We start from the raw sequence: 19,725 nt of genomic DNA, 5'->3' as shown, positions 1-19,725 counted from the left end.
CGTAAGGAGGCGGTAAATGCGGGCGTACGCTGCGGATATGAGCGAGCGACACGCCCTCACGCGGCGTATACGCAGGTGGTTGGTGTTCTTCATGGTCTGTCTGGTGCTGAGCGGGCTCACGGCCTTCCCGCTCGTCACCGAACTCCGCTGGGCCGAGGACCTGCTGAGCGCCTCGGCCTCCCCGGTCCCCGAGCACCTTCCCGGCCTGATGGAGTGGATCACCCGGGTCCGCGAAGGGCTCGACACCGTCGACCGCGACCAGCCCTTCATGCTGTACGGCACCGACTGGCTGGCCTTCGCCCACCTGGTCATCGCGGTCGCCTTCTACGGCCCCTACCGCGACCCGGTCCGCAACATCTGGGTCATCGAGTTCGGCATGATCGCCTGCGCCGGGATCATCCCGCTCGCCCTGATCTGCGGCCCGATCCGCGGCATCCCGTTCTGGTGGAGCGTGATCGACATGTCCTTCGGGGTCTTCGGCGTCATCCCGCTGCTGATCGTCCGCCGCATGATCAAGCGCCTGGAGGGGCTGGAGAAGGCGGCCCCCGAACCCCTTCCGGCGACCGTCTGAATCAGGGCTTCCGGGCCACCGCCCCGAGCCCGGCGACCTCCGGTCCCCGCCGGTTCGTACGCCGGCGGGAGTAGGAGGCAGCCCGGCGCCGCGGTCCGGGAAACGGTCCACGCCCGAAGAACCGTGCGGTGTGCCCGATGCCGGAACGTATCCGGGCGGTGGCTTCCCGCGGGCGGCGGCCCATCACGTCCGCTCCTCGGCACACAGGGGCCCGGCGGCGGGCGGTAGGGGCCCTGCGCCACGCCGGACCGGTTCAATAGCCGCCGCGCCCGGGCGAGTCGGCCAGCAGGCCGTGCAGGGCGTCGATCCGGTTGGTGGTGATCGAGTCGACGCCCCGCTCGATCAGCCGGCGCATGGTGCGCTTCGTGTCGGCCGTCCAGGCGGAGACCAGCAGCCCGTCCCGGTGCGCCCGGTCCGTCAGCTCCCGGCTCACCAGGCCGAACCGGTAGTTCAGCCAGCGCGGCTTCACCGCGGCCAGCAGCTCCGGGCGCGGCGGGGCCGACGTCGTCCAGGTCAGGGCGATCTCGGCGGAGGGGTCGGCGGCCCGCACCCGCAGCATCGCGTCCGCGCTCGCGCAGTAGTAGGCCCGCTCGCCCGCCCCGCACTCCCGGACCGTGCCGACGATCTTCTTCACCGAGGCGTCCGTGGAGCCGGGCAGGTCCACCATCACCCGGTGCGCCCCGACGGCGAGCAGCGCCTCGCGGAGCGTGGGCACCCCGCCGCCGGTCAGCTCCTTCAACTCCGTGTGGTCCAGCCGGTCCAGGCGCAGGTCATGGCCCCACAGCCGCTCCAGCGTCGCGTCGTGCAGCAGGACGGGCACGCCGTCACGGGTGACCCGTACATCGATCTCGACCGCGTCCGCCCCCCGGTCGAGGGCGGAGCGGATCGAGGGCAGGGTGTTCTCGCGGGCGCGGTACGGGTCGCCGCGGTGCGCGACGGCGGTGACGCGGGAGACGGTGTCGGCCATGGGTCCATTGTGACGACCGGGTTCAGCGGCCGGGGGCCCGGAGCCAGTTCGCCGTGTACGTGTCGATCTCCTCGGCCAGCTTCCGCTTGCCCGCCGGGTCGAGGAACGAGGCCTCCACGGCGTTCTTCGCGAGGTCCGAGATACCGCGCTCGTCGAGCTCCAGCAGCCGGGCGGCCACCGCGTACTCGTTGTTGAGGTCGGTGCCGAACATCGGCGGGTCGTCGCTGTTGACGGTGACCAGGACGCCCGCCTGCACCATCTCCCGGATGGGGTGGCGCTCGATGTCGGTGACCGCCCGGGTGGCGATGTTCGACGTCGGGCAGACCTCCAGGGCGATGCGGTGCTCGGCGAGGTGCTCCAGCAGCTCGGGGTCCTGTACGGAGCTGGTGCCGTGCCCGATGCGCTCGGCGCGCAGCGCGGTCAGCGCGTCCCAGACGGTCCCCGGCCCGGTGGTCTCCCCGGCGTGCGGGACCGAGTGCAGGCCCTCGGCGATGGCCCGGTCGAAGTAGGGCTTGAACTGCGGGCGGTCCACCCCGATCTCCGGGCCGCCGAGCCCGAAGGAGACGAGCCCGTCGGGTCGCCGCTCCACCGCGAGCCGCGTGGTCTCCTCGGCCGCTTGGAGCCCGGCCTCGCCCGGGATGTCGAAGCACCAGCGCAGCACGACGCCCAGCTCGGCCTCGGCCGCCTTGCGGGCGTCCTCTATGGCCTCCATGAAACCGACCTCGGGGATGCCCCGGCGGGTCGAGCTGAAGGGGGTCACGGTCAGCTCCGCGTACCGGATGTTCTGCCGGGCCATGTCCCGTGCCACCTCGAAGGTGAGCAGCCGGACGTCCTCGGGGGTGCGGATCAGGTCGACCACCGAGAGGTACACCTCGATGAAGTGCGCGAAGTCGGTGAAGGTGAAGTAGTCGGCCAGCGCCTCCGGGTCCGTGGGGACCTTGGAGTCCGGGTGGTGGGCGGCCAGCTCGGCGACGATGCGGGGCGAGGCCGAACCGACGTGGTGGACGTGCAGTTCGGCCTTGGGCAGCCCGGCGATGAAGGGGTGCGGATCGGTCATCGGAAATCTCCCGGTTCGTCGTGACGTCGGCCGGGCGCACCGGCTGCACCGATCATCGTAGGCGGGGTCCGGGACCGGAGAGCCGGGCCGTAGCATGCAGGGACCACGATGGGGGAGGCCCATGTCAGACAACACAGAGCAGCCCGCGGGCGGGGCCGCACCGCGCGATCCGTGGGCACCGCCGGACAGCAGGGTGGAGTTGAACAAGCAGGGCCCGGACACTCCGCCGCCCGCGGTCCACGACCAGCAGACGGTGACGTCGATGCCGAGCGCCGGACAGGCCGCCGGGGAGGGCACCGGGCCGATACCGACGCCCGGTGGCTTCGGCCCGGCGCCCTCCGTACCGCCACCGCCGATCGGGCCGAACGGCCCCGGACCGGGTCCCGGTCCCGGTCATGCGACGCCGCCCACGGCCGGTCACTACGGCTACCCGGCGCCGCCCGCGCAGCCCTACGGCGGCTATCCGGGCCACGGGGCCTACGGCGCCGGTCCGGCCGGCTGGGCACCCGCGCCCTCGAACGGGCTCGGCACGGCCGCCATGGTGCTCGGCATCGTCTCGGTGGTCGGCTTCTGCCTCTACGGCATCAACATCATCCTCGGCATCCTCGCCCTGATCTTCGGCATCATCGGCCTCGGCCGGGCCAAGCGCGGCGAGGCCACCAACCGGGGCATGGCGATCACGGGGATCATCCTCGGTTCCATCGGCATGGTCCTGGGCTCCGTGATCCTCGGGGTCATCATCTGGGCCGGTGTGAACGCCGAGTCCGACGACGGCTCCGACGACGTCAACTACGACGACCCGTTCGCCACGTCGCTGGTCGTCGAGGGCCGCAGCTGAGCTCCTGCGCGGTAACCGCAGCCCGGGGCGCGGAAGATCCTCTTCCGCGCCCCGGGCTGCCTCGCGCTCCCGGGCGTCGGCCCGGAATCCCGGGCGCCGGCCCGTAGCGCCGGGACGTTCGGGCGTTGCGCCGGGACGTTCGGGCGTCGGCCCAGGACCCCGGGCCGTGCGCCCAGGACCCCGGGCCGTGCGCCCAGGGCCCCGGGCCGTGCCCGCAGCACTCGGGCCTCGGCCCAGGACCCCGGACGTTGCCCCGGAGCCCCCGGGCGCCGCCCCGGCCCCTTCGCCGTCAGCCCACAACCCCCGCGCGCAGTGCCGCCCGCGCCTCCATCAGTGCGAAGCCCAGCAGATTCAGCCCCCGCCACTGCTGCGGCCGCTCCACCCGCTCGTCGTCCGCGGCCAGCCCGACGCCCCAGATCCGGTCCAGCGGGGACGCCTCCACCAGCACCCGGTCGCCCGTGCCCAGGAGGTAGCCGCCCAGCTCCGGGTCCTGGCCGAACTTGTGGGTGCTGCCCGCCACCACCAGGGCGAACCGCTCCCGTATCCACACGTCCTCGTCGAAGCCGCGCACCAGCCGCCCCGCCTTCTTGGCCGCCGCCGGGCTCTTCGCGGACACCGCCGCCCGCTCCGCCTCGGCGTCGCCGAAGATCCGCGCCTTCCCGGCCATCATCCAGTGCTCGGCGCTCGCGTACGTCACCCCGTCCACGGTGAACGGCGACGGCCACCACTGACTGAGGCAACTGGCCCCCAGCCGCCCGTCCGGGCGCGGCCGGTGGCCCCAGAACGGCAGATACTTCACCCGCTTGCCCCGCGCCACGTCCGTCAGAAGGTCATCGATCGGTCCCATGGCATGTGAGTGTGGCATCCGCCACTGACACTCCGTACGGGGATTTCCGTACCGACACGACACATGGTCGACAGATTCCGTCGCGTAACCAAAAGGCAACAACGGAATCACTTGTTGGGCTTGGGCCCCTCTGTCAGGATCGGCACTCAATTCACGAAGAAGCTACGCCGACCCCGCCCAGCGGGCACAGCGGCGGAGGAGAGCGTCATGAGCAAGGGCTTCGAAGTTCAGGACCGCTTCGCGGAAGGTGCGCAGTACATCGGCGGCAAGCTGCTCCCCGGCACGTCCGGCCGCCACCACGAGGTGGTGAACCCCGCGACCGGCGAGAGCGTGCTCCGCTATGAGCTGGCGGGCACTGCGGACGTGGACGCGGCGGTCGCCGCCGCCCGGGCCGCCTTCCCCGGCTGGTCGGGGGCGACCCCCGGCGAACGCTCCGAGGCGATGCACCGGTTCGCCGCCGTACTCGCCGAGCAGGCCGACGACTTCGCGTACGCCGAGTCCCTCCAGTGCGGCAAGCCGGTCAAGCTCTCCACCGAGTTCGACGTCCCCGGCACCGTCGACAACGCCGCCTTCTTCGCCGGGGCCGCCCGCCACCTGGAGGGCAAGGCCGCCGCCGAGTACGACGGCGACCACACCTCCTACGTACGGCGTGAGGCCATCGGCGTCGTCGGCTCCATCGCCCCCTGGAACTACCCCCTCCAGATGGCCGCATGGAAGGTCCTCCCGGCCGTCGCCGCGGGCAACACCATCGTCCTCAAGCCCGCCGAACTCACCCCGCTGACCTCGCTGATGTTCGCCCAGGCGGCCACCGAGGCGGGCATCCCCGACGGGGTCATCAACATCGTCACCGGTGCGGGCAAGGACGCGGGCGAGCACCTCGTCGGCCACCCCGACGTCGTGATGACCTCCTTCACCGGCTCCACCGCCGTCGGCAAGCGGGTCGCGGAGATCGCCACCGCCACCGTCAAGCGCCTCCATCTGGAGCTCGGTGGCAAGGCCCCCTTCGTGGTCTTCGACGACGCCGACCTGGAGGCCGCCGTCCACGGCGCGGTCGCCGGATCGCTCATCAACACCGGCCAGGACTGCACGGCCGCCACCCGCGCCTACGTCCAGCGCCCGCTCTACGACGCCTTCGTCCGGGACGTCGCCGCCCTCATGGAGACCGTCCGGCTCGGCGACCCCTTCGACGCGTCGACGGACCTCGGCCCCCTCATCAGCCACGCCCAGCGCGACCGTGTCGCCGCCTTCGTCGAGCGGGCCCGCGGCTACGCCCGGGTCGTCACCGGCGGCGAGGCCCCCGGCGGCGACCTCGCCGAAGGCGCGTACTACCGGCCGACCCTCATCGCGGACGCCGCCCAGGACAGCGAGGCCGTCCAGTCGGAGATCTTCGGCCCGGTCCTGGTCGTCCTGCCCTTCGACACCGACGACGAGGGCATCGCGCTCGCCAACGACACCCCCTACGGACTGGCCGCCTCCGCCTGGACCCGCGACCTGTACCGCGCGAACCGCGCCACCCGCGAGATCCAGGCGGGCTGTGTGTGGGTGAACGACCACATCCCGATCCTCTCCGAGATGCCGCACGGCGGTTACAAGGCCAGCGGCTTCGGCAAGGACATGTCGGCGTACTCCTTCGAGGAGTACACGCAGGTCAAGCACGTCATGTACGACAACACCGCGGTCGCCCGCAAGGACTGGCACCGCACGATCTTCGGGGACCGATAGCAGCTGCCGCACGAACAGGGCCGAGCGGCCCTGGCGGCCTTCCACCCGAAAGGGCACACGCGTATGGAGAGTTACGAGCCCGAGCGCCTCTCGTCCGCCCAGCTGGCGGCCATGAGGCGTTCCCTCACCAACGGCAGGGGCGCCCTCACCCGCCGTTCCCTGCTGCGCGCCTCCGGCATGGGCGCCCTCGCGCTGGGCGGCATAGCCACCCTCGGCGCGTGCGGCATCCCGCCTGCCGGACGCGCCGAGGGCGCCGCGGCCGCCGACGACCATTCGGCGAAGGAGAAGGTGGTGAACTTCTCCAACTGGACCGAGTACATGGACGTCAGCGAGGACGAGAAGAGCCGCCCCACCCTCGCGGCGTTCACCGAGCGGACCGGGATCAGGGTCAAGTACACCGAGGACATCAACGACAACGTCGAGTTCTTCGGGAAGATCAAGCCGCAGCTGGCGGCCGGGCAGGACACCGGGCGCGACCTCATCTGCGTCACCGACTGGCTCGCCGCCCGCATCATCCGGCTCGGCTGGGCCCAGAAGCTCGACCCGTCGAACCTCCCGCACGCCTTCGCCAACGTCTCCGCCCAGTTCCGCAGCCCCGACTGGGACCCCGGCCGGGCCTACTCCTACCCCTGGACCGGCATCCCGACGGTGATCGCGTACAACGCGAAGGCCACCGGCGGCCGCAAGGTCGACTCCGTCACCCAACTGCTCGACGACCCGAAGCTCAAGGGCCGCGTCTCCTTCCTCTCCGAGATGCGCGACACCATCGGCATGACCCTCCTCGACCAGGGCAAGGACCCGGGGAAGTTCACCGACGCCGACTTCGACGGCGCGATCGGCCGCCTCCAGAAGGCCGTCGACAAGCGGCAGATCCGCCGCTTCACCGGCAACGACTACACCGCCGACCTCAGCAAGGGCGACATCGCCGCCTGCATCGGCTGGGCCGGGGACATCATCCAGCTCCAGGCCGACAACCCGGACGTCAAGTTCGCCATCCCGGCCGCCGGATACATCACCTCCAGCGACAGCCTCCTGGTCCCCGCCCAGGCCCGGCACAAGACCAACGCCGAGAAGCTCATCGACTACTACTACGAGCCGCCGGTCGCCGCCCAGCTCGCCGCGTACATCAACTACGTCTGCCCGGTCGACGGCGTACGCGAGGAACTGGCGAAGATCGACGAGTCGATGGCCTCCAACACCCTGATCCTCCCCGACAAGGAGATGGCGGCGAAGTCCCGCTCCTTCCGCTCCCTGAGCACGGAGGAAGAGACGGCGTACGAAGAGAAGTTCGCCAAACTCATCGGCGTCTGACCAGGCAACTTCACCGGTAGCCCAGGCAACTTCACCGGTAGCCCAGGCACCTCACCGGTAGCCCAGGCACCTCACCGGTGGCCCGGGCACCTCACCGGTACCCCGACCCGGTCACCCCTTCCCCGTACCCCCCCGAACACACTGGGACTGCGACCCATGACACAGCAGCAGACCGCGGGCGGCGATGTCCGCCTCGCCGGGATCAGCAAGACCTACGGCTCCTTCACGGCCGTGCACCCGCTCGACCTGACCGTCCCCCAGGGTTCCTTCTTCGCCCTGCTCGGCGCGTCCGGCTGCGGCAAGACCACCACCCTGCGGATGATCGCGGGCCTGGAGGAGGCCACCACCGGCACGGTCTTCCTCGGGGACCAGGACATCACCGACCTGCCCCCGTACAAGCGGCCCGTCAACACCGTCTTCCAGAGCTACGCGCTCTTCCCGCACCTGGACATCACCGAGAACATCGCCTTCGGGCTGCGCCGGCGCGGCATCAAGTCGGTGAAGAAGCAGGTCGACGAGATGCTGGAGCTGGTCGAGCTCGGCGACTTCGCCCGCCGCAAACCGCACCAGCTCTCCGGCGGCCAGCAGCAGCGCGTCGCCGTGGCCCGTGCCCTCATCAACCACCCGCAGGTCCTGCTGCTCGACGAACCGCTCGGCGCCCTCGACCTCAAGCTGCGCCGCCAGATGCAGCTGGAGCTCAAGCGCATCCAGACCGAGGTCGGCATCACCTTCGTCCACGTCACCCACGACCAGGAGGAGGCCATGACCATGGCCGACACCGTCGCGGTGATGAACGGAGGCCGCGTCGAACAGCTCGGCGCCCCCGCCGACCTCTACGAGAACCCGCGCACCACGTTCGTCGCCAACTTCCTGGGCACTTCCAACCTCATCGAGGGCGAGATCGTGTCCACCGGCGACGAACTCGTCGTGGCGGCGGGCGGCGGCAAGCTCACCCTGGCCCGCGAGCGGTGTTCGGCCCCCGCCGCCGACGGCGGCCGTCTCCTGCTCGGTATCCGGCCCGAGAAGATATCCCTGGCCCACGCGGACGACGCCGATGACATCGCCGCGGGCCGCAACCGCGTCACCGGACGCATCACCGACTCCAGCTTCATCGGCGTCTCCACCCAGTACGTGGTCGAGAGCCCGGCCGGAACGGCCCTCCAGGTGTACGAGCAGAACGTTGACAGGCGTGCCGGACTCGTCCCCGGCGCCGAGGTCGTCCTGCACTGGAACCCCGCCCACACCTTCGGCCTCGACGCCGCCCAGGACATCGACGCGGGCGCCACGAGTGTGGAGGACGCGGAGTGAGCGTCACCGAGGCGCCGCCCGCGCCCCCTTCACAGCCCGAGGAGCCCCAGGAGCTCAAGCTCCGCAAGCCCTCCACCCGCAAACGGCTGATCCCGTACTGGCTGCTGCTTCCCGGCATCCTCTGGCTGGTCGTCTTCTTCGCGCTGCCGCTCGTCTACCAGGCCTCCACCTCCGTACAGACCGGCTCCCTGGAGGAGGGCTTCGAGGTCACCTGGCACTTCCAGACGTACGTGGACGCGCTGCGCGACTACTACCCGCAGTTCATCCGGTCCCTGCTCTACGCGGGCACCGCCACGATCCTCTGCCTGCTGCTGGGCTACCCGCTCGCCTACCTCATCGCCTTCAAGGCGGGCCGCTGGCGCAACCTGGTGCTGGTGCTGGTCATCGCCCCGTTCTTCACCAGCTTCCTCATCCGTACGCTGGCGTGGAAGACGATCCTGGCCGACGGCGGCGCGGTCGTGGACGTGCTCAACACCCTGCATGTCCTGGACGTCACCAGCTGGCTCGGCTGGACCGAGTCCAACCGGGTCCTCGCCACGCCGATGGCCGTCGTCTGCGGCCTCACGTACAACTTCCTGCCGTTCATGATCCTGCCGCTCTACACCTCGCTGGAGCGGATCGACGGCCGGCTGCACGAGGCGGCGGGCGACCTCTACGCCACCCCCGCCACCACCTTCCGCAAGGTGACGTTCCCGCTCTCCATGCCGGGCGTCGTCGCCGGGACCCTGCTGACCTTCATCCCGGCCAGCGGTGACTACGTCAACGCCGAGCTGCTGGGATCCACGGACACCAAGATGGTCGGCAGCGTCATCCAGAGCCAGTTCCTGCGGGTCCTGGACTATCCGACGGCCGCCGCGCTCTCGTTCATCCTCATGGCGATCGTCCTGCTGATGGTCACCTTCTACATCCGCCGCTCCGGGACGGAGGACCTGGTCTGATGTCCGCACTGCGCTGGATACGCCGGAACCTGGTCGTCATCGCGGGTCTGCTGACCCTCGCGTACATGATCCTTCCGAACATCGTCGTGATGGTGTTCTCGTTCAACAAGCCGAACGGGCGCTTCAACTACGCCTGGCAGCGGTTCTCGCTGGACGCCTGGAAGGACCCCTGCGGCGTCGCCGACCTCTGCGGCTCGCTCTCGCTCTCCCTCCAGATCGCCTTCTGGGCGACCCTGGGGGCCACCGCGCTCGGCACGATGGTCGCCTTCGCGCTGGTCCGCTACCGCTTCCGGGCGCGCGGCGCGATCAGCTCGCTGATCTTCCTGCCGATGGCGATGCCCGAGGTCGTCATGGCCGCCTCCCTGCTCACGCTCTTCCTGAACATGGGTGCCCAGCTCGGCTTCTGGACCGTGCTGATCGCCCACATCATGTTCTGCCTCAGCTTCGTGGTGACGGCCGTCAAGGCGCGCGTGATGTCGATGGACCCGAGACTGGAGGAAGCCGCCCGCGACCTGTACGCGGGCCCTGTGCAGACCTTCGTACGGGTGACCCTTCCCATCGCCGCCCCGGGGATCGCGGCGGGCGCGCTTCTCGCCTTCGCGCTCTCGTTCGACGATTTCATCATCACGAATTTCAACGCGGGCTCCAGTGTCACCTTCCCCATGTTCGTCTGGGGATCGGCACAGCGCGGCACGCCCGTGCAGATCAATGTCATCGGCACCGCCATGTTCATCATTGCGGTACTGATGGTTCTCGTCGGCCAGCTCATCGCGAACCGGCGAAAGAGCAACGCTCGATCCTGAAAGTCCTGAAGGAGTTGGAAACCATGGCCCCAGCTGCCATGCGTATTGCTGCACAATCGCTTTCCGGTGCCAAGCCGGTCTCCTACTGGCTCGACGACCCGGCCAGGCCCGATGCGCTCCCCGCCCTCACCGGCGACGAGCACACCGACCTCCTGGTCATCGGCGGCGGCTACAGCGGCCTGTGGACCGCGCTCATCGCCAAGGAGCGCGACCCCGAGCGGGACGTCGTCCTCATCGAGGGGCATGAGGTGGGCTGGGCCGCCTCGGGCCGCAACGGCGGCTTCTGCGCCGCCTCCCTCACCCACGGCCTGGCCAACGGCGTCGAGCGCTGGCCCGACGAGATCGCGAAGCTGGAGGAGCTGGGGGAGCGGAACCTCGACGCCATCGAGGCCGCCGTCGCCCGCTACGGGATCGACTGCGAGTTCGAGCGGACCGGCGAGATCGATGTCGCCACCGAGCCCCACCAGCTCGAAGAGCTGCGGGAATGGCAGGAGGAGATCGTGCGGCTCGGCATCACCGGGGTGGACTTCCTGGACCGCGAGGCCCTGCGCGCCGAGGTCGACTCGCCCACCTTCCTCGGCGGCCTCTGGGACCGCCGGGGCGTGGCGATGCTGCACCCGGCCAAGCTCGCGTGGGGTCTGAAGCGGGCCTGCCTGGAGCTCGGCGTACGGATCTACGAGCACACCCGGGGTCTCGACCTCGTGCGCTCCGGCCCCGGGATGGCGGTTCGCACGCCGTACGGGCGGGTCCTCGCCCGCCGGGTCGCGCTCGGCACCAACATCTTCCCCTCGCTCGTCAAGCGGGTCCGCCCGTACACCGTTCCGGTCTACGACTACGCGCTGATGACCGAGCCGCTCACGCCCGAGCAGCTCGAATCCATCGGCTGGAAGGGGCGCCAGGGCCTCGGCGACAGCGCCAACCAGTTCCATTACTTCCGGCTATCCGCGGACAACCGGATCCTGTGGGGCGGATACGACGCGATCTATCCGTACGGGGGAAAGCTGAGCGCCGATCTCGACCAGCGTCCGGAGACGTTCCTGAAACTCGCAGGACAGTTCTTCGACTGTTTTCCCCAGCTTTCCGGACTGGGTTTCTCCCATGCCTGGGGCGGTGCGATCGACACTTGTTCCCGGTTCACCGCGTTCTTCGGAACGGCTCATCAGGGGCGGGTCGCCTACGCCGCCGGATTCACCGGTCTCGGTGTCGGCTCCACCCGTTTCGGGGCGGACGTGATGCTGGATCTGCTCGCGGGCGAGGAGACCGAGCGGACCCGCCTCGAAATGGTCCGTTCCAAGCCGATGCCGTTCCCGCCCGAGCCGTTCGCCTGGGCCGGGATCGAGATCACCAAGCGGTCCCTCGCCCGCGCCGACAGCAACGGCGGACACCGCAATCTGTGGCTGAAGGCCATGGACAAGCTGGGTCTCGGCTTCGACAGCTGACAGCCGGTCCAGCAGTGTGACTCACGTCACGGCTTCTGATGGCCCAACCCGCGTCATAGTCGGCGCCCAGCCCCCTCTCGCACGTGAACGCACCGGCGGACCCCCGCCGGTGCTCACGTCAACGGGAGGCAGGTCATGACGGGACCGGAGACGAAAGCCGCGGTCGAGTGGCTCACATCGGTGGCGCCGGACCCCGGCGCCTGCCGGTGGGAATGGGCGCGCAACCCGCAGGGGGTCGTGCTCCTTCCCGCCGGCCGGCGCTGGGACGTCCTGATCCTCCCCGGCGGGCTGGGCTGTCCGACGCTCGACATCCTCACCCGTCTCATCGAGCGCCCGGGCCCCGTCCTCACCGACTTCGGTGAGGCCCGGCTGGGCTTCTTCGTGCCGCCGGGCACCGTCTCCCGCTGGATCGGCACCGGGATCAGGGGCTGCGGTCAGGGCACCTGGATCGTCGTCCCCTACCCCGGGCGGGTCGCCGGGGGTGTGCGCTGGCTGATTCCGCCGGACGGCTCGGGGACCCTCACCGATGCCGGACTGCTGGAGCTGGCGATGCACGAGGCGGCGGGCGCCGCCGCCCGGGACGCCCGCGGGAAACACCGCCCGGAGGGCTGAGAAAGGCCGCCAGAGGTCTTGACAACCCCATTGGTCTGGACCATGTTGTGCGCACGCCACTCCCCGAATTCCCCCCTGCGCGGAGGCTGTTGTGGAACGCACCGGACCAACCGTCAGACATTCCCGGCTTCTGGCCGTCGGCTCGGCCGCTCTGCTCGCCGCCGGTGCCCTGGTCGCCTCGGCACCGGCGGCAGGCGCGGCCGATGCGGACCTGGTGCGCAACGGCGGCTTCGAGGCGGGACTCGACGGCTGGAGCTGTACGGCCTCCAGCGGCTCGGTCGTCGCCACCCCCACGCACAGCGGCACCGCGGCGCTCAAGGCGACCCCGGCCGGCGGTGACCACGCGAAGTGCTCGCAGAAGATCACGGTCAAGCCCGACTCCACGTACACGCTGAGCGCTTGGGTGCAGGGCGGGTACGTCCACCTCGGCGCATCCGGCACCGGCACGACCGACGTCACCACCTGGACGCAGTCCCCCGGGACGTGGCAGCGGCTCACCACCGGCTTCACCACCGGCCCCGCCACCACCTCCGTGACCGTCTACACCCACGGCTGGTACGGCACCCCGGCCTACTACGCCGACGACCTCACCCTCATCGGCCCCGGCGGCGACCCCGTCGAGATCCCCGCCGTACCCGGGGGCCTGAAGCCGACGGCGACCACGGCCTCCTCGGTCTCCCTCTCCTGGAACGCCGTCTCCGGCGCGAGCGGCTACAACGTCTACCAAGGCGGTACGAAGGTCGACTCGGTCACCGGGACCTCCACCACCGTGACGGGCCTGGCGGCCTCCACCGCGTACAGCTTCCAGGTCGCGGCCACCAACGAGGCCGGTGAGTCCGCGAAGTCGGCGGCGGTCAGCGCGACCACCGCGGAGAGCGGGGGCGGCGGGGCCGAGCTCCCGGCCCGTGCACTCGTCGGCTATCTGCACTCCAGCTTCGCCAACGGCTCCGGCTACACGCGGATGGCGGACGTGCCCGACTCCTGGGACGTCATCAACCTCGCCTTCGGTGAGCCCACCACCGCCACCTCCGGCGACATCCGCTTCGCGCTCTGCCCGGTCGCGGAGTGCCCGAACGTCGAGTCCGAGGCGGAGTTCAAGGCCGCGATCAAGGCCAAGCAGGCCGCGGGCAAGAAGGTGCTGATCTCCATCGGCGGCCAGAACGGCCAGGTGCGGCTCGCCTCCACGGCCGCCCGCGACGCCTTCGTGACCTCGGTCTCGAAGATCATCGACACCTACGGCCTGGACGGCCTGGACATCGACTTCGAGGGCCACTCCCTCTCGCTGAACACGGGCGACACCGACTTCCGCAGCCCCACCTCACCGGTGATCGTCAACCTGATCTCCGCGGTCAAGACCCTCAAGGCGAAGTACGGCTCCGGCTTCGTCCTCACGATGGCCCCCGAGACCTTCTTCGTGCAGCTGGGCTACCAGTTCTACGGCTCCGGCCCCTGGGGCGGCCAGGACCCGCGCGCCGGCGCCTACCTCCCGGTCATCCACGCCCTGCGCGACGACCTGACCCTGCTCCACGTCCAGGACTACAACTCCGGCCCGATCATGGGACTTGACGACCAGTACCACACGATGGGCGGCGCGGACTTCCACATCGCGATGACCGACATGCTGCTCGCGGGCTTCCCGGTCGCGGGAGACCAGAGCAAGGTCTTCCCGGGTCTGCGCCCCGACCAGGTCGCCATCGGCCTGCCGGCCTCCACCCAGGCAGGCAACGGCCACACCGCACCGGCCGAGGTCAACAAGGCGCTCAACTGCCTGATCAAGAAGACCGACTGCGGCTCCTACCAGACCCACGGCACCTGGTCCGACCTGCGCGGCCTCATGACCTGGTCCATCAACTGGGACCGCTTCAACAACGAGGAGTTCTCCCGGAACTTCGACTCCTACTTCGGCAACTGACCCATCCGGGAGCGGACCTGAGACCGCCCCCCACTGAACCGATGCCCGTCGCCGGGGTGAAGAGGACTGCGGCGACGGGCATCACCCATGCCGCGCTCCGGGCTCTCCCGGCCCGTACGAAGGAGGCCCCGGCAGGCGCCGCTGCCCGACGGCCTCCCCGGCGAACGTCCCCACCACCGTGCCGGTCAGCGTCGTCCGGGCCGCCGCCGACGAGCGCGTACGCGCGGACCCGTACCGCTGCTGGGAGCCGACGCACTTACCGAGGAACTGACCGAGGAACTGACCGAGACGGACCGCTCACGCGCGAAGGTCCTCCACCGGCGTTACGAGCCCGGCGCCCTGCCCGGAGCAGTGCCCGGAGCAATGTCCGGCGACGGGCCGCCGGGCATCCATCTCGCGACGATCAACCACGACAGCCCGGAGCTCACCGAGTGGCTCACGGCGCTTCTCGCCGCCGCCGACCGGCCCACCACAGGGGCGCGAGCAGCAGCGGCCCCAGACACCAACTGGCCAGCACATCCAACGGCCAGTGGTAACCGTGCAGCACCAGACCGAAGCCCGTCGCCGCGGTCAGCAGCACCGCGGCGACGGGCGGGAGCCAGACCCGCAGCCACGACGGGCGGGGCAGCGCCAGGAGCAGCAGGGTCGAGGCTCCGTACGCCACGGCCGCCGTCGCCGTATGCCCGGACGGGTAGTAGTTGACCGCCTCGGTCAGGGGCCCCTGCCGGGCGGTGGCCACCTTCAGCGGAATCACCAGCGCGGGTACCGCCGCCATGGTGAGGGCCGCGTACACGGGCAGCCGCCGGGCGCCGCGCCACAGTGCGTACGCGATCGCGCAGACGAGCACGGGAAGCGCGACCGGCATACCGCCCAGGTCGGAGAAGAGCTGGGTCAGCCAGGCCGGGCCGCGCCCGAACAGCCCGCCGCCGAGCCGCTCGTCCAGCCGGAAGAGGGGGCCCTCGGCGGCGACCTGCCAGGTGATCAGGGCGAAGAGCACCGCGAGGGAGCAGAGGACACCGGAAACGAGAGGTGCCGGCCACCCGGGAACAGGGGGGGTTGTTCCGGGATGGCCGGCGGGATCGGTTCGCCGCGCGCCCCGGGGGGTGTGGGGCGGGCGGCCGTCCGACCGGTGAGGAGTCCCGGAGCCGGAGGCTCCGGTGGCGTGCGCGGAGGCACGCCCGGGACGGTGCTGGGGAAGCCCCGGCCCGGAACCACCCGCAGTCTCCCGCGGGCGATGTGTTTCTCTCATCTGCAGAAACCGTACGGCAGGGGAGGGGCGGCCGAAAGCCGCCGCGGCGACCCGCCATCGCCCCCGCACACGTTCTTCACAGGCCCTCACCCGGATGCGGGACCGACGCGTCGGAACGGCCCGCCGCCCGCATTCCGGTTCGATGGAATCTTCGACGGATTCAGAGGGTGCCGAACGCCTGCTCGATGAGGTCGAGGCCCTCGTTCAGCAGGTCCTCGCCGATCACCAGCGGCGGCAGGAAGCGCAGGACGTTGCCGTAGGTGCCGCAGGTGAGGACGAGCAGTCCCTCGGCGTGGCAGGCCTTCGCGAGCGCGCCCGCCGCCTCCGGGTTCGGGTCCTTCGTGCCGGACTTCACCAGCTCGATCGCGATCATGGCGCCGCGGCCGCGGATGTCGCCGATGATGTCGCCGTTGGGCAGCTTGGCCTGCATCTCGGCGAGGCGGCCCTTCATGACCTCCTCGATCCGCTTGGCCTTCGCGTTGAGGTCCAGCTCGCGCATGGTCTCGATGGACCCGAGCGCACCGGCGCAGGCGACCGGGTTGCCGCCGTACGTACCGCCCAGGCCACCGGCGTGCGCGGCGTCCATGATCTCGGCGCGGCCGGTCACGGCGGACAGCGGCAGACCGCCCGCGATGCCCTTGGCGGTGGTGATCAGGTCCGGGACGATGCCCTCGTCCTCGCAGGCGAACCACTGGCCGGTACGGCAGAAGCCGGACTGGATCTCGTCCGCGACGAAGACGATGCCGTTGTCCTTGGCGAACTGGGCGATCGCCGGGAGGAAGCCCTTGGCCGGCTCGATGAAGCCGCCCTCGCCGAGCACCGGCTCGATGATGATCGCGGCGACGTTCTCCGCGCCGATCTGCTTGGTGATCTCGTCGATGGCCTGCGCGGACGCCTCGGCACCGGCGTTCTCGGCGCCGGTCGGCCAGCGGTAGCCGTAGGCGACCGGGACACGGTAGACCTCGGGCGCGAACGGGCCGAAGCCCTGCTTGTACGGCATGTTCTTCGCCGTCAGCGCCATCGTGAGGTTGGTCCGGCCGTGGTAGCCGTGGTCGAAGACGACGACGGCGGTGCGCTTGGTGTAGGCGCGGGCGATCTTCACCGCGTTCTCGACGGCCTCGGCGCCCGAGTTGAACAGCGCCGACTTCTTCGCGTGGTCGCCCGGCGTCAGCTCGGCCAGCTGCTCGCAGACCTCGACGTACCCCTCGTACGGCGTGACCATGAAACAGGTGTGGGTGAAGTCCGCGAGCTGCGCGGAGGCGCGGCGCACGACGGCCTCGGCGGAGGCGCCCACAGAGGTCACGGCGATCCCGGACCCGAAGTCGATCAGCCGGTTGCCGTCCACGTCCTCGATGATCCCGCCGCCCGCACGGGCGGTGAACACCGGCAGGGTGGAGCCCACACCTGCGGCGACGGCCGCGGTACGGCGAGCCTGAAGCTCGGCCGACTTCGGGCCGGGGATGGCAGTGACGACGCGGCGCTCCTGCGGGATTGCGGTCATGAGGGGCTCCTGGGGGTGTTTCGGACGCTCTTCTTTCTGCAGGCTAGGGGCGGGGGAGCGGTGCGGGCATGCTCCGATCGGGAGTGGTGGGGGTGTGTCGTTGTCCTTGGCGGACAGGTGGCGAATGCGGCGGTCGGCAAGCCGGAATGACCATGGAGCGCTGAATCCGGCACTAGATTGAACAACTGCACCGAGATACCGCCTCGGCACGTCAGGGGAGCAGTGGCAATGGGCACCGAGGGCACGTACGACTCACAGCGTGGGCAGGGCGCGCAGGGTGCGAACGATGCCGACGCGCAGCGGCTCGGTCGCCCGTACGAGAGGGATGCCGGGGCGCCCCGGGTGCCTCGCCCCACCCCGCCCCCGCCTCCCATGCCTCCGCGCCCGCCCCGAATGCCCGCCGCGGTCTTCGACGTACGGCACTGGCTTCGGGCACATCGAGCGGATCCCGAGCCCGGCCTCTGGAGGTACGGTTACCGGCCGAAAGCCTCCGCCGACTCCGACGAGGTTCCCACCCGTGCGTTGCTCGTGGGCGCGCTCATCTCGATCGCCTGCGGGATTTTCGCCTGGTCACTCTGGAGCACCGACTACATCACGGTGCAGCGGCTGCCCCTGAAACTGTTCACCCCCTCCGACTGGTGGCGCGGTGAACCGCAACAGCCCGCGCGTACGGCCACCGCCGTGTACAACAGCCTCTTCGCTGCCCTCCTGATCTATTTCTGCGGCCGACTGGGCAACTGGCCGGCGCTGTACAGAAGGCTCGCCCTGGACCGGCCGCAGCCCGGCCGTGCTCTCGCCACCGCGCTCGCGGGGCTCCTGGTGGTGTGGATCGTCCTCGCGACGAATCTGCTGCCCTTCCTCTACGCACTCCTCCACGTCCTGGTACCGGTGTCCGTGCTCCGCGGAGATCCGCAGGTCGCCGCAGTAATGGGCGTGGCCATCTACGTCCTGCTCGCGGCGGCCCTGCTGTGGCCCTTCGCTCGGACCGGCGGATGGCTGCAGCTCTTCCGGAAGCCCGGGCCCGCCGTGGTGGGCCCGCCCACGAAGGAGGCCGAAGCAGGGGAGGACCCCGCCGGGTGGCCACAGCTGCGTGCGGCCGGACAGCCCGGAGCCGCCGATCGGCTGGCCGCCGAGGTCGAGGGCGGGCGGATGAACGATGTCGACTGCGCCCGGATCGGTCATGCGTGGGCACAAGTGGAAGCGGGAGCCCTTCCCGCCGGGGCCTTCGTCGACGGAGTGATGAGGCAGGGGGCGGCAGCCTGCCTGCATCCATCCGGCAACCGCGACCTCCCGGCCCGCTCCGCCACCCACGACCTGTTGACCTCCCAGGTGAAACTGGGCCGCTACGTGGAACATCCGCGCACCCCTCCCGCTCGTCGAGGTGCGGGAGCGGCACTGGATCCCTCCGTCCTCGGTACGTCGCTCCTGGCGGTCGGCCCCCACGGTGCGGACCGGACGCGCCGCCTGGTGAGGCCAGTGGTCGAATCGCTCTCCCTCCAGGCACTGGCGGGGCGGGCGGCCGTGGTCGTCGTATCAGCAGAGGGTGCCGAACTGGGCTCCGAGGACTCCTACGACGTCGTGGTGAAGATCGGCGATGCGGATTCGGTGTACGACCTCGACCTGTACGGCGGGATCACCGAACCCGACGAGGCCGCGATGCTTCTGTCGGAGGCCTTCACCGGCGACCTGCCGGATGTGGACAGCCGTCGGGCGGCGATCACGCTGGGCCAGCTGATCGGCCCGTTCAGCGCCGTCCACAACAGGTATCCGTCACTGCCGGAACTGCGGGAGCTTCTCGACGGTGGCCACCCGGCGCTGGATCTGCTCCGCGCGGACCTCCACCCGGAGGAGCACCGCTCCTATCTGCGGGAAATCGAGGCACGCGAACGCCAACTGGGCTCCCCTGCGGATCTCAGCGGAGTGCTCGCCGACAGGATCGCCTTTCTCGACCGGCCTGCGTTCGATGCCTTCTTCGACACCCGGGGCCGGTCACGGCCTTTCTCGCTGCGTGCGCTGGAGCATCCGGTTCGCGTGCGGATCGTCCTTCCGGAGCGGAGCCACCCCGAGGCCTCGCGCATCCTCACCCGGCTGATCTTCGCGCAGTTCGTCTCCAGCGTCGGCGCACGCCGCGACACATCTCTCTTCGCCGCTCTCGTGCTCGACGACGCTGCGAGCGCCATGACCACCGACTCCCTCAGGGCCGTGCAGCGCTTGCGCCAGCTGAACGCCGGTGCCGTACTGGCTGTGCGGTCCCTGGATGACGTCGGGCAGCATCTGCACGCTCCGCTGCTCGGCGCGGTCGGGTGCCTGATGACGTTCCCCGGCATCACCACATGGGAAGGCAAGCGCTTCGCCGAGGCCTGGGGCAAGGAGTGGGTCGAAACCCGCGAGGTCGCCCAGCACACCGTCTTCGCCGACCAGCCCTTCACCCGCGCCCTGCACGCCCTGCGCAAGCTCGTCACCGGCAAGGCCGTGACCACGGACGCGGTGACCGTACGGCAGGTGGAGCGGGAGCGGTGGTCGGCCTCCGAGCTGGCTTACTCCGTCCCGGCCGGGCATGCCGTGCTCTCCCTCACCACTGTTGACGGCCGACACGCCCCTCCGCTGTTGGTCGATCTCGAAACCTGAAGGGAGCCATCAAACCCCTACC

Annotated in this window: 16 protein-coding genes; 11 read left to right on the top strand and 5 right to left on the bottom strand. The window is 70.4% G+C overall.

The features are described 5' to 3' along the window. Positions 1–37 precede the first annotated feature (37 nt). Positions 38–571 (top strand): hypothetical protein, encoded by a 534-nt coding sequence (locus tag ACZ5WC_RS21770; RefSeq protein WP_468542356.1) that lies wholly within the window; start codon positions 38–40, stop codon positions 569–571. A gap of 253 nt (positions 572–824) precedes the next feature. Here ACZ5WC_RS21770 and ACZ5WC_RS21765 read toward each other — a convergent pair whose 3' ends face one another. Both ACZ5WC_RS21765 and ACZ5WC_RS21760 read right to left on the bottom strand, forming a co-directional pair. Then, a complete protein-coding gene (locus ACZ5WC_RS21765) occupies positions 825–1,538 on the bottom strand; it encodes a glycerophosphodiester phosphodiesterase (protein WP_468542355.1) in 714 nt (237 codons plus the stop codon). Between the two features lie 22 nt (positions 1,539–1,560). Continuing rightward, on the bottom strand, positions 1,561–2,595 hold the full coding sequence (locus tag ACZ5WC_RS21760) for an adenosine deaminase (protein WP_468542354.1): 1,035 nt from the start codon (positions 2,593–2,595) through the stop codon (positions 1,561–1,563). Between the two features lie 121 nt (positions 2,596–2,716). On the opposite strand from ACZ5WC_RS21760, the gene ACZ5WC_RS21755 reads away from it, so the two are divergent. Next, on the top strand, positions 2,717–3,433 hold the full coding sequence (locus tag ACZ5WC_RS21755) for a DUF4190 domain-containing protein (RefSeq protein WP_468542353.1): 717 nt from the start codon (positions 2,717–2,719) through the stop codon (positions 3,431–3,433). A gap of 289 nt (positions 3,434–3,722) precedes the next feature. On the opposite strand, the gene ACZ5WC_RS21750 is transcribed toward ACZ5WC_RS21755, so the two are convergent. Continuing rightward, the gene (locus tag ACZ5WC_RS21750; protein ID WP_468542352.1) at positions 3,723–4,280 is read right to left on the bottom strand and encodes an NADAR family protein; all 558 of its coding nucleotides are present in this window, start codon (positions 4,278–4,280) and stop codon (positions 3,723–3,725) included. A gap of 207 nt (positions 4,281–4,487) precedes the next feature. Here ACZ5WC_RS21750 and ACZ5WC_RS21745 point away from each other — a divergent pair, with 207 nt between their 5' ends. From ACZ5WC_RS21745 to ACZ5WC_RS21710, 8 genes are all read left to right on the top strand, one after another. After that, the gene (locus tag ACZ5WC_RS21745) at positions 4,488–6,002 is read left to right on the top strand and encodes a gamma-aminobutyraldehyde dehydrogenase (protein WP_468542351.1); all 1,515 of its coding nucleotides are present in this window, start codon (positions 4,488–4,490) and stop codon (positions 6,000–6,002) included. 63 nt (positions 6,003–6,065) lie between these two features. After that, positions 6,066–7,313, top strand: coding sequence for an ABC transporter substrate-binding protein (locus ACZ5WC_RS21740; protein ID WP_468542350.1), 1,248 nt, complete (start codon positions 6,066–6,068; stop codon positions 7,311–7,313). 156 nt (positions 7,314–7,469) lie between these two features. After that, on the top strand, positions 7,470–8,621 hold the full coding sequence (locus ACZ5WC_RS21735; RefSeq protein WP_468542349.1) for an ABC transporter ATP-binding protein: 1,152 nt from the start codon (positions 7,470–7,472) through the stop codon (positions 8,619–8,621). Further along, on the top strand, positions 8,618–9,559 hold the full coding sequence (locus tag ACZ5WC_RS21730) for an ABC transporter permease (RefSeq protein ID WP_468542348.1): 942 nt from the start codon (positions 8,618–8,620) through the stop codon (positions 9,557–9,559). The genes ACZ5WC_RS21735 and ACZ5WC_RS21730 overlap by 4 nt, the downstream gene beginning before the upstream one ends. After that, positions 9,559–10,362, top strand: coding sequence for an ABC transporter permease (locus ACZ5WC_RS21725; protein WP_468542347.1), 804 nt, complete (start codon positions 9,559–9,561; stop codon positions 10,360–10,362). The genes ACZ5WC_RS21730 and ACZ5WC_RS21725 overlap by 1 nt, the downstream gene beginning before the upstream one ends. Before the next feature lie 23 nt (positions 10,363–10,385). Then, complete coding sequence (locus ACZ5WC_RS21720; RefSeq protein ID WP_468542346.1) at positions 10,386–11,801, top strand: NAD(P)/FAD-dependent oxidoreductase; 1,416 nt, start codon at positions 10,386–10,388, stop codon at positions 11,799–11,801. Positions 11,802–11,936: 135 nt separating this feature from the next. Then, positions 11,937–12,413 (top strand): hypothetical protein, encoded by a 477-nt coding sequence (locus ACZ5WC_RS21715; protein ID WP_468542345.1) that lies wholly within the window; start codon positions 11,937–11,939, stop codon positions 12,411–12,413. A 91-nt stretch (positions 12,414–12,504) separates the two neighbouring features. Then, a complete protein-coding gene (locus ACZ5WC_RS21710) occupies positions 12,505–14,325 on the top strand; it encodes a chitinase (RefSeq protein ID WP_468542344.1) in 1,821 nt (606 codons plus the stop codon). A 436-nt stretch (positions 14,326–14,761) separates the two neighbouring features. Here ACZ5WC_RS21710 and ACZ5WC_RS21705 read toward each other — a convergent pair whose 3' ends face one another. Both ACZ5WC_RS21705 and gabT read right to left on the bottom strand, forming a co-directional pair. Beyond that, the gene (locus tag ACZ5WC_RS21705) at positions 14,762–15,310 is read right to left on the bottom strand and encodes a phosphatase PAP2 family protein (RefSeq protein WP_468542511.1); all 549 of its coding nucleotides are present in this window, start codon (positions 15,308–15,310) and stop codon (positions 14,762–14,764) included. 424 nt (positions 15,311–15,734) lie between these two features. Next, positions 15,735–17,075: a 4-aminobutyrate--2-oxoglutarate transaminase gene (gene gabT, locus ACZ5WC_RS21700; protein ID WP_468542343.1), complete on the bottom strand. Its 1,341-nt coding sequence runs from the start codon at positions 17,073–17,075 to the stop codon at positions 15,735–15,737. Positions 17,076–17,303: 228 nt separating this feature from the next. Here gabT and ACZ5WC_RS21695 point away from each other — a divergent pair, with 228 nt between their 5' ends. Continuing rightward, positions 17,304–19,703 carry an ATP/GTP-binding protein gene (locus ACZ5WC_RS21695; protein ID WP_468542342.1) on the top strand — a complete coding sequence of 800 codons (2,400 nt, stop codon included), beginning with the start codon at positions 17,304–17,306 and terminating at the stop codon, positions 19,701–19,703. Positions 19,704–19,725 lie beyond the last annotated feature (22 nt).

Source organism: Streptomyces sp. NPDC033165 (assembly GCF_055577965.1).
The sequence above is the reverse complement of the archived record's forward strand: the minus strand, read 5'-3'. Positions and strand labels throughout refer to the sequence as shown.

What these genes read in the sequence shown, in the direction of transcription:
- ACZ5WC_RS21695 (WP_468542342.1), top strand. Translation starts at nt 17,304, where the DNA reads ATGGGCACCGAGGGCACGTACGACTCACAGCGTGGGCAGGGCGCGCAG.
- ACZ5WC_RS21760 (WP_468542354.1), bottom strand. Translation starts at nt 2,595, where the DNA reads ATGACCGATCCGCACCCCTTCATCGCCGGGCTGCCCAAGGCCGAACTG.
- ACZ5WC_RS21755 (WP_468542353.1), top strand. Translation starts at nt 2,717, where the DNA reads ATGTCAGACAACACAGAGCAGCCCGCGGGCGGGGCCGCACCGCGCGAT.
- ACZ5WC_RS21765 (WP_468542355.1), bottom strand. Translation starts at nt 1,538, where the DNA reads ATGGCCGACACCGTCTCCCGCGTCACCGCCGTCGCGCACCGCGGCGAC.
- ACZ5WC_RS21750 (WP_468542352.1), bottom strand. Translation starts at nt 4,280, where the DNA reads ATGGGACCGATCGATGACCTTCTGACGGACGTGGCGCGGGGCAAGCGG.
- ACZ5WC_RS21720 (WP_468542346.1), top strand. Translation starts at nt 10,386, where the DNA reads ATGGCCCCAGCTGCCATGCGTATTGCTGCACAATCGCTTTCCGGTGCC.
- ACZ5WC_RS21715 (WP_468542345.1), top strand. Translation starts at nt 11,937, where the DNA reads ATGACGGGACCGGAGACGAAAGCCGCGGTCGAGTGGCTCACATCGGTG.
- ACZ5WC_RS21725 (WP_468542347.1), top strand. Translation starts at nt 9,559, where the DNA reads ATGTCCGCACTGCGCTGGATACGCCGGAACCTGGTCGTCATCGCGGGT.
- ACZ5WC_RS21735 (WP_468542349.1), top strand. Translation starts at nt 7,470, where the DNA reads ATGACACAGCAGCAGACCGCGGGCGGCGATGTCCGCCTCGCCGGGATC.
- gabT (WP_468542343.1), bottom strand. Translation starts at nt 17,075, where the DNA reads ATGACCGCAATCCCGCAGGAGCGCCGCGTCGTCACTGCCATCCCCGGC.
- ACZ5WC_RS21740 (WP_468542350.1), top strand. Translation starts at nt 6,066, where the DNA reads ATGGAGAGTTACGAGCCCGAGCGCCTCTCGTCCGCCCAGCTGGCGGCC.
- ACZ5WC_RS21745 (WP_468542351.1), top strand. Translation starts at nt 4,488, where the DNA reads ATGAGCAAGGGCTTCGAAGTTCAGGACCGCTTCGCGGAAGGTGCGCAG.
- ACZ5WC_RS21770 (WP_468542356.1), top strand. Translation starts at nt 38, where the DNA reads ATGAGCGAGCGACACGCCCTCACGCGGCGTATACGCAGGTGGTTGGTG.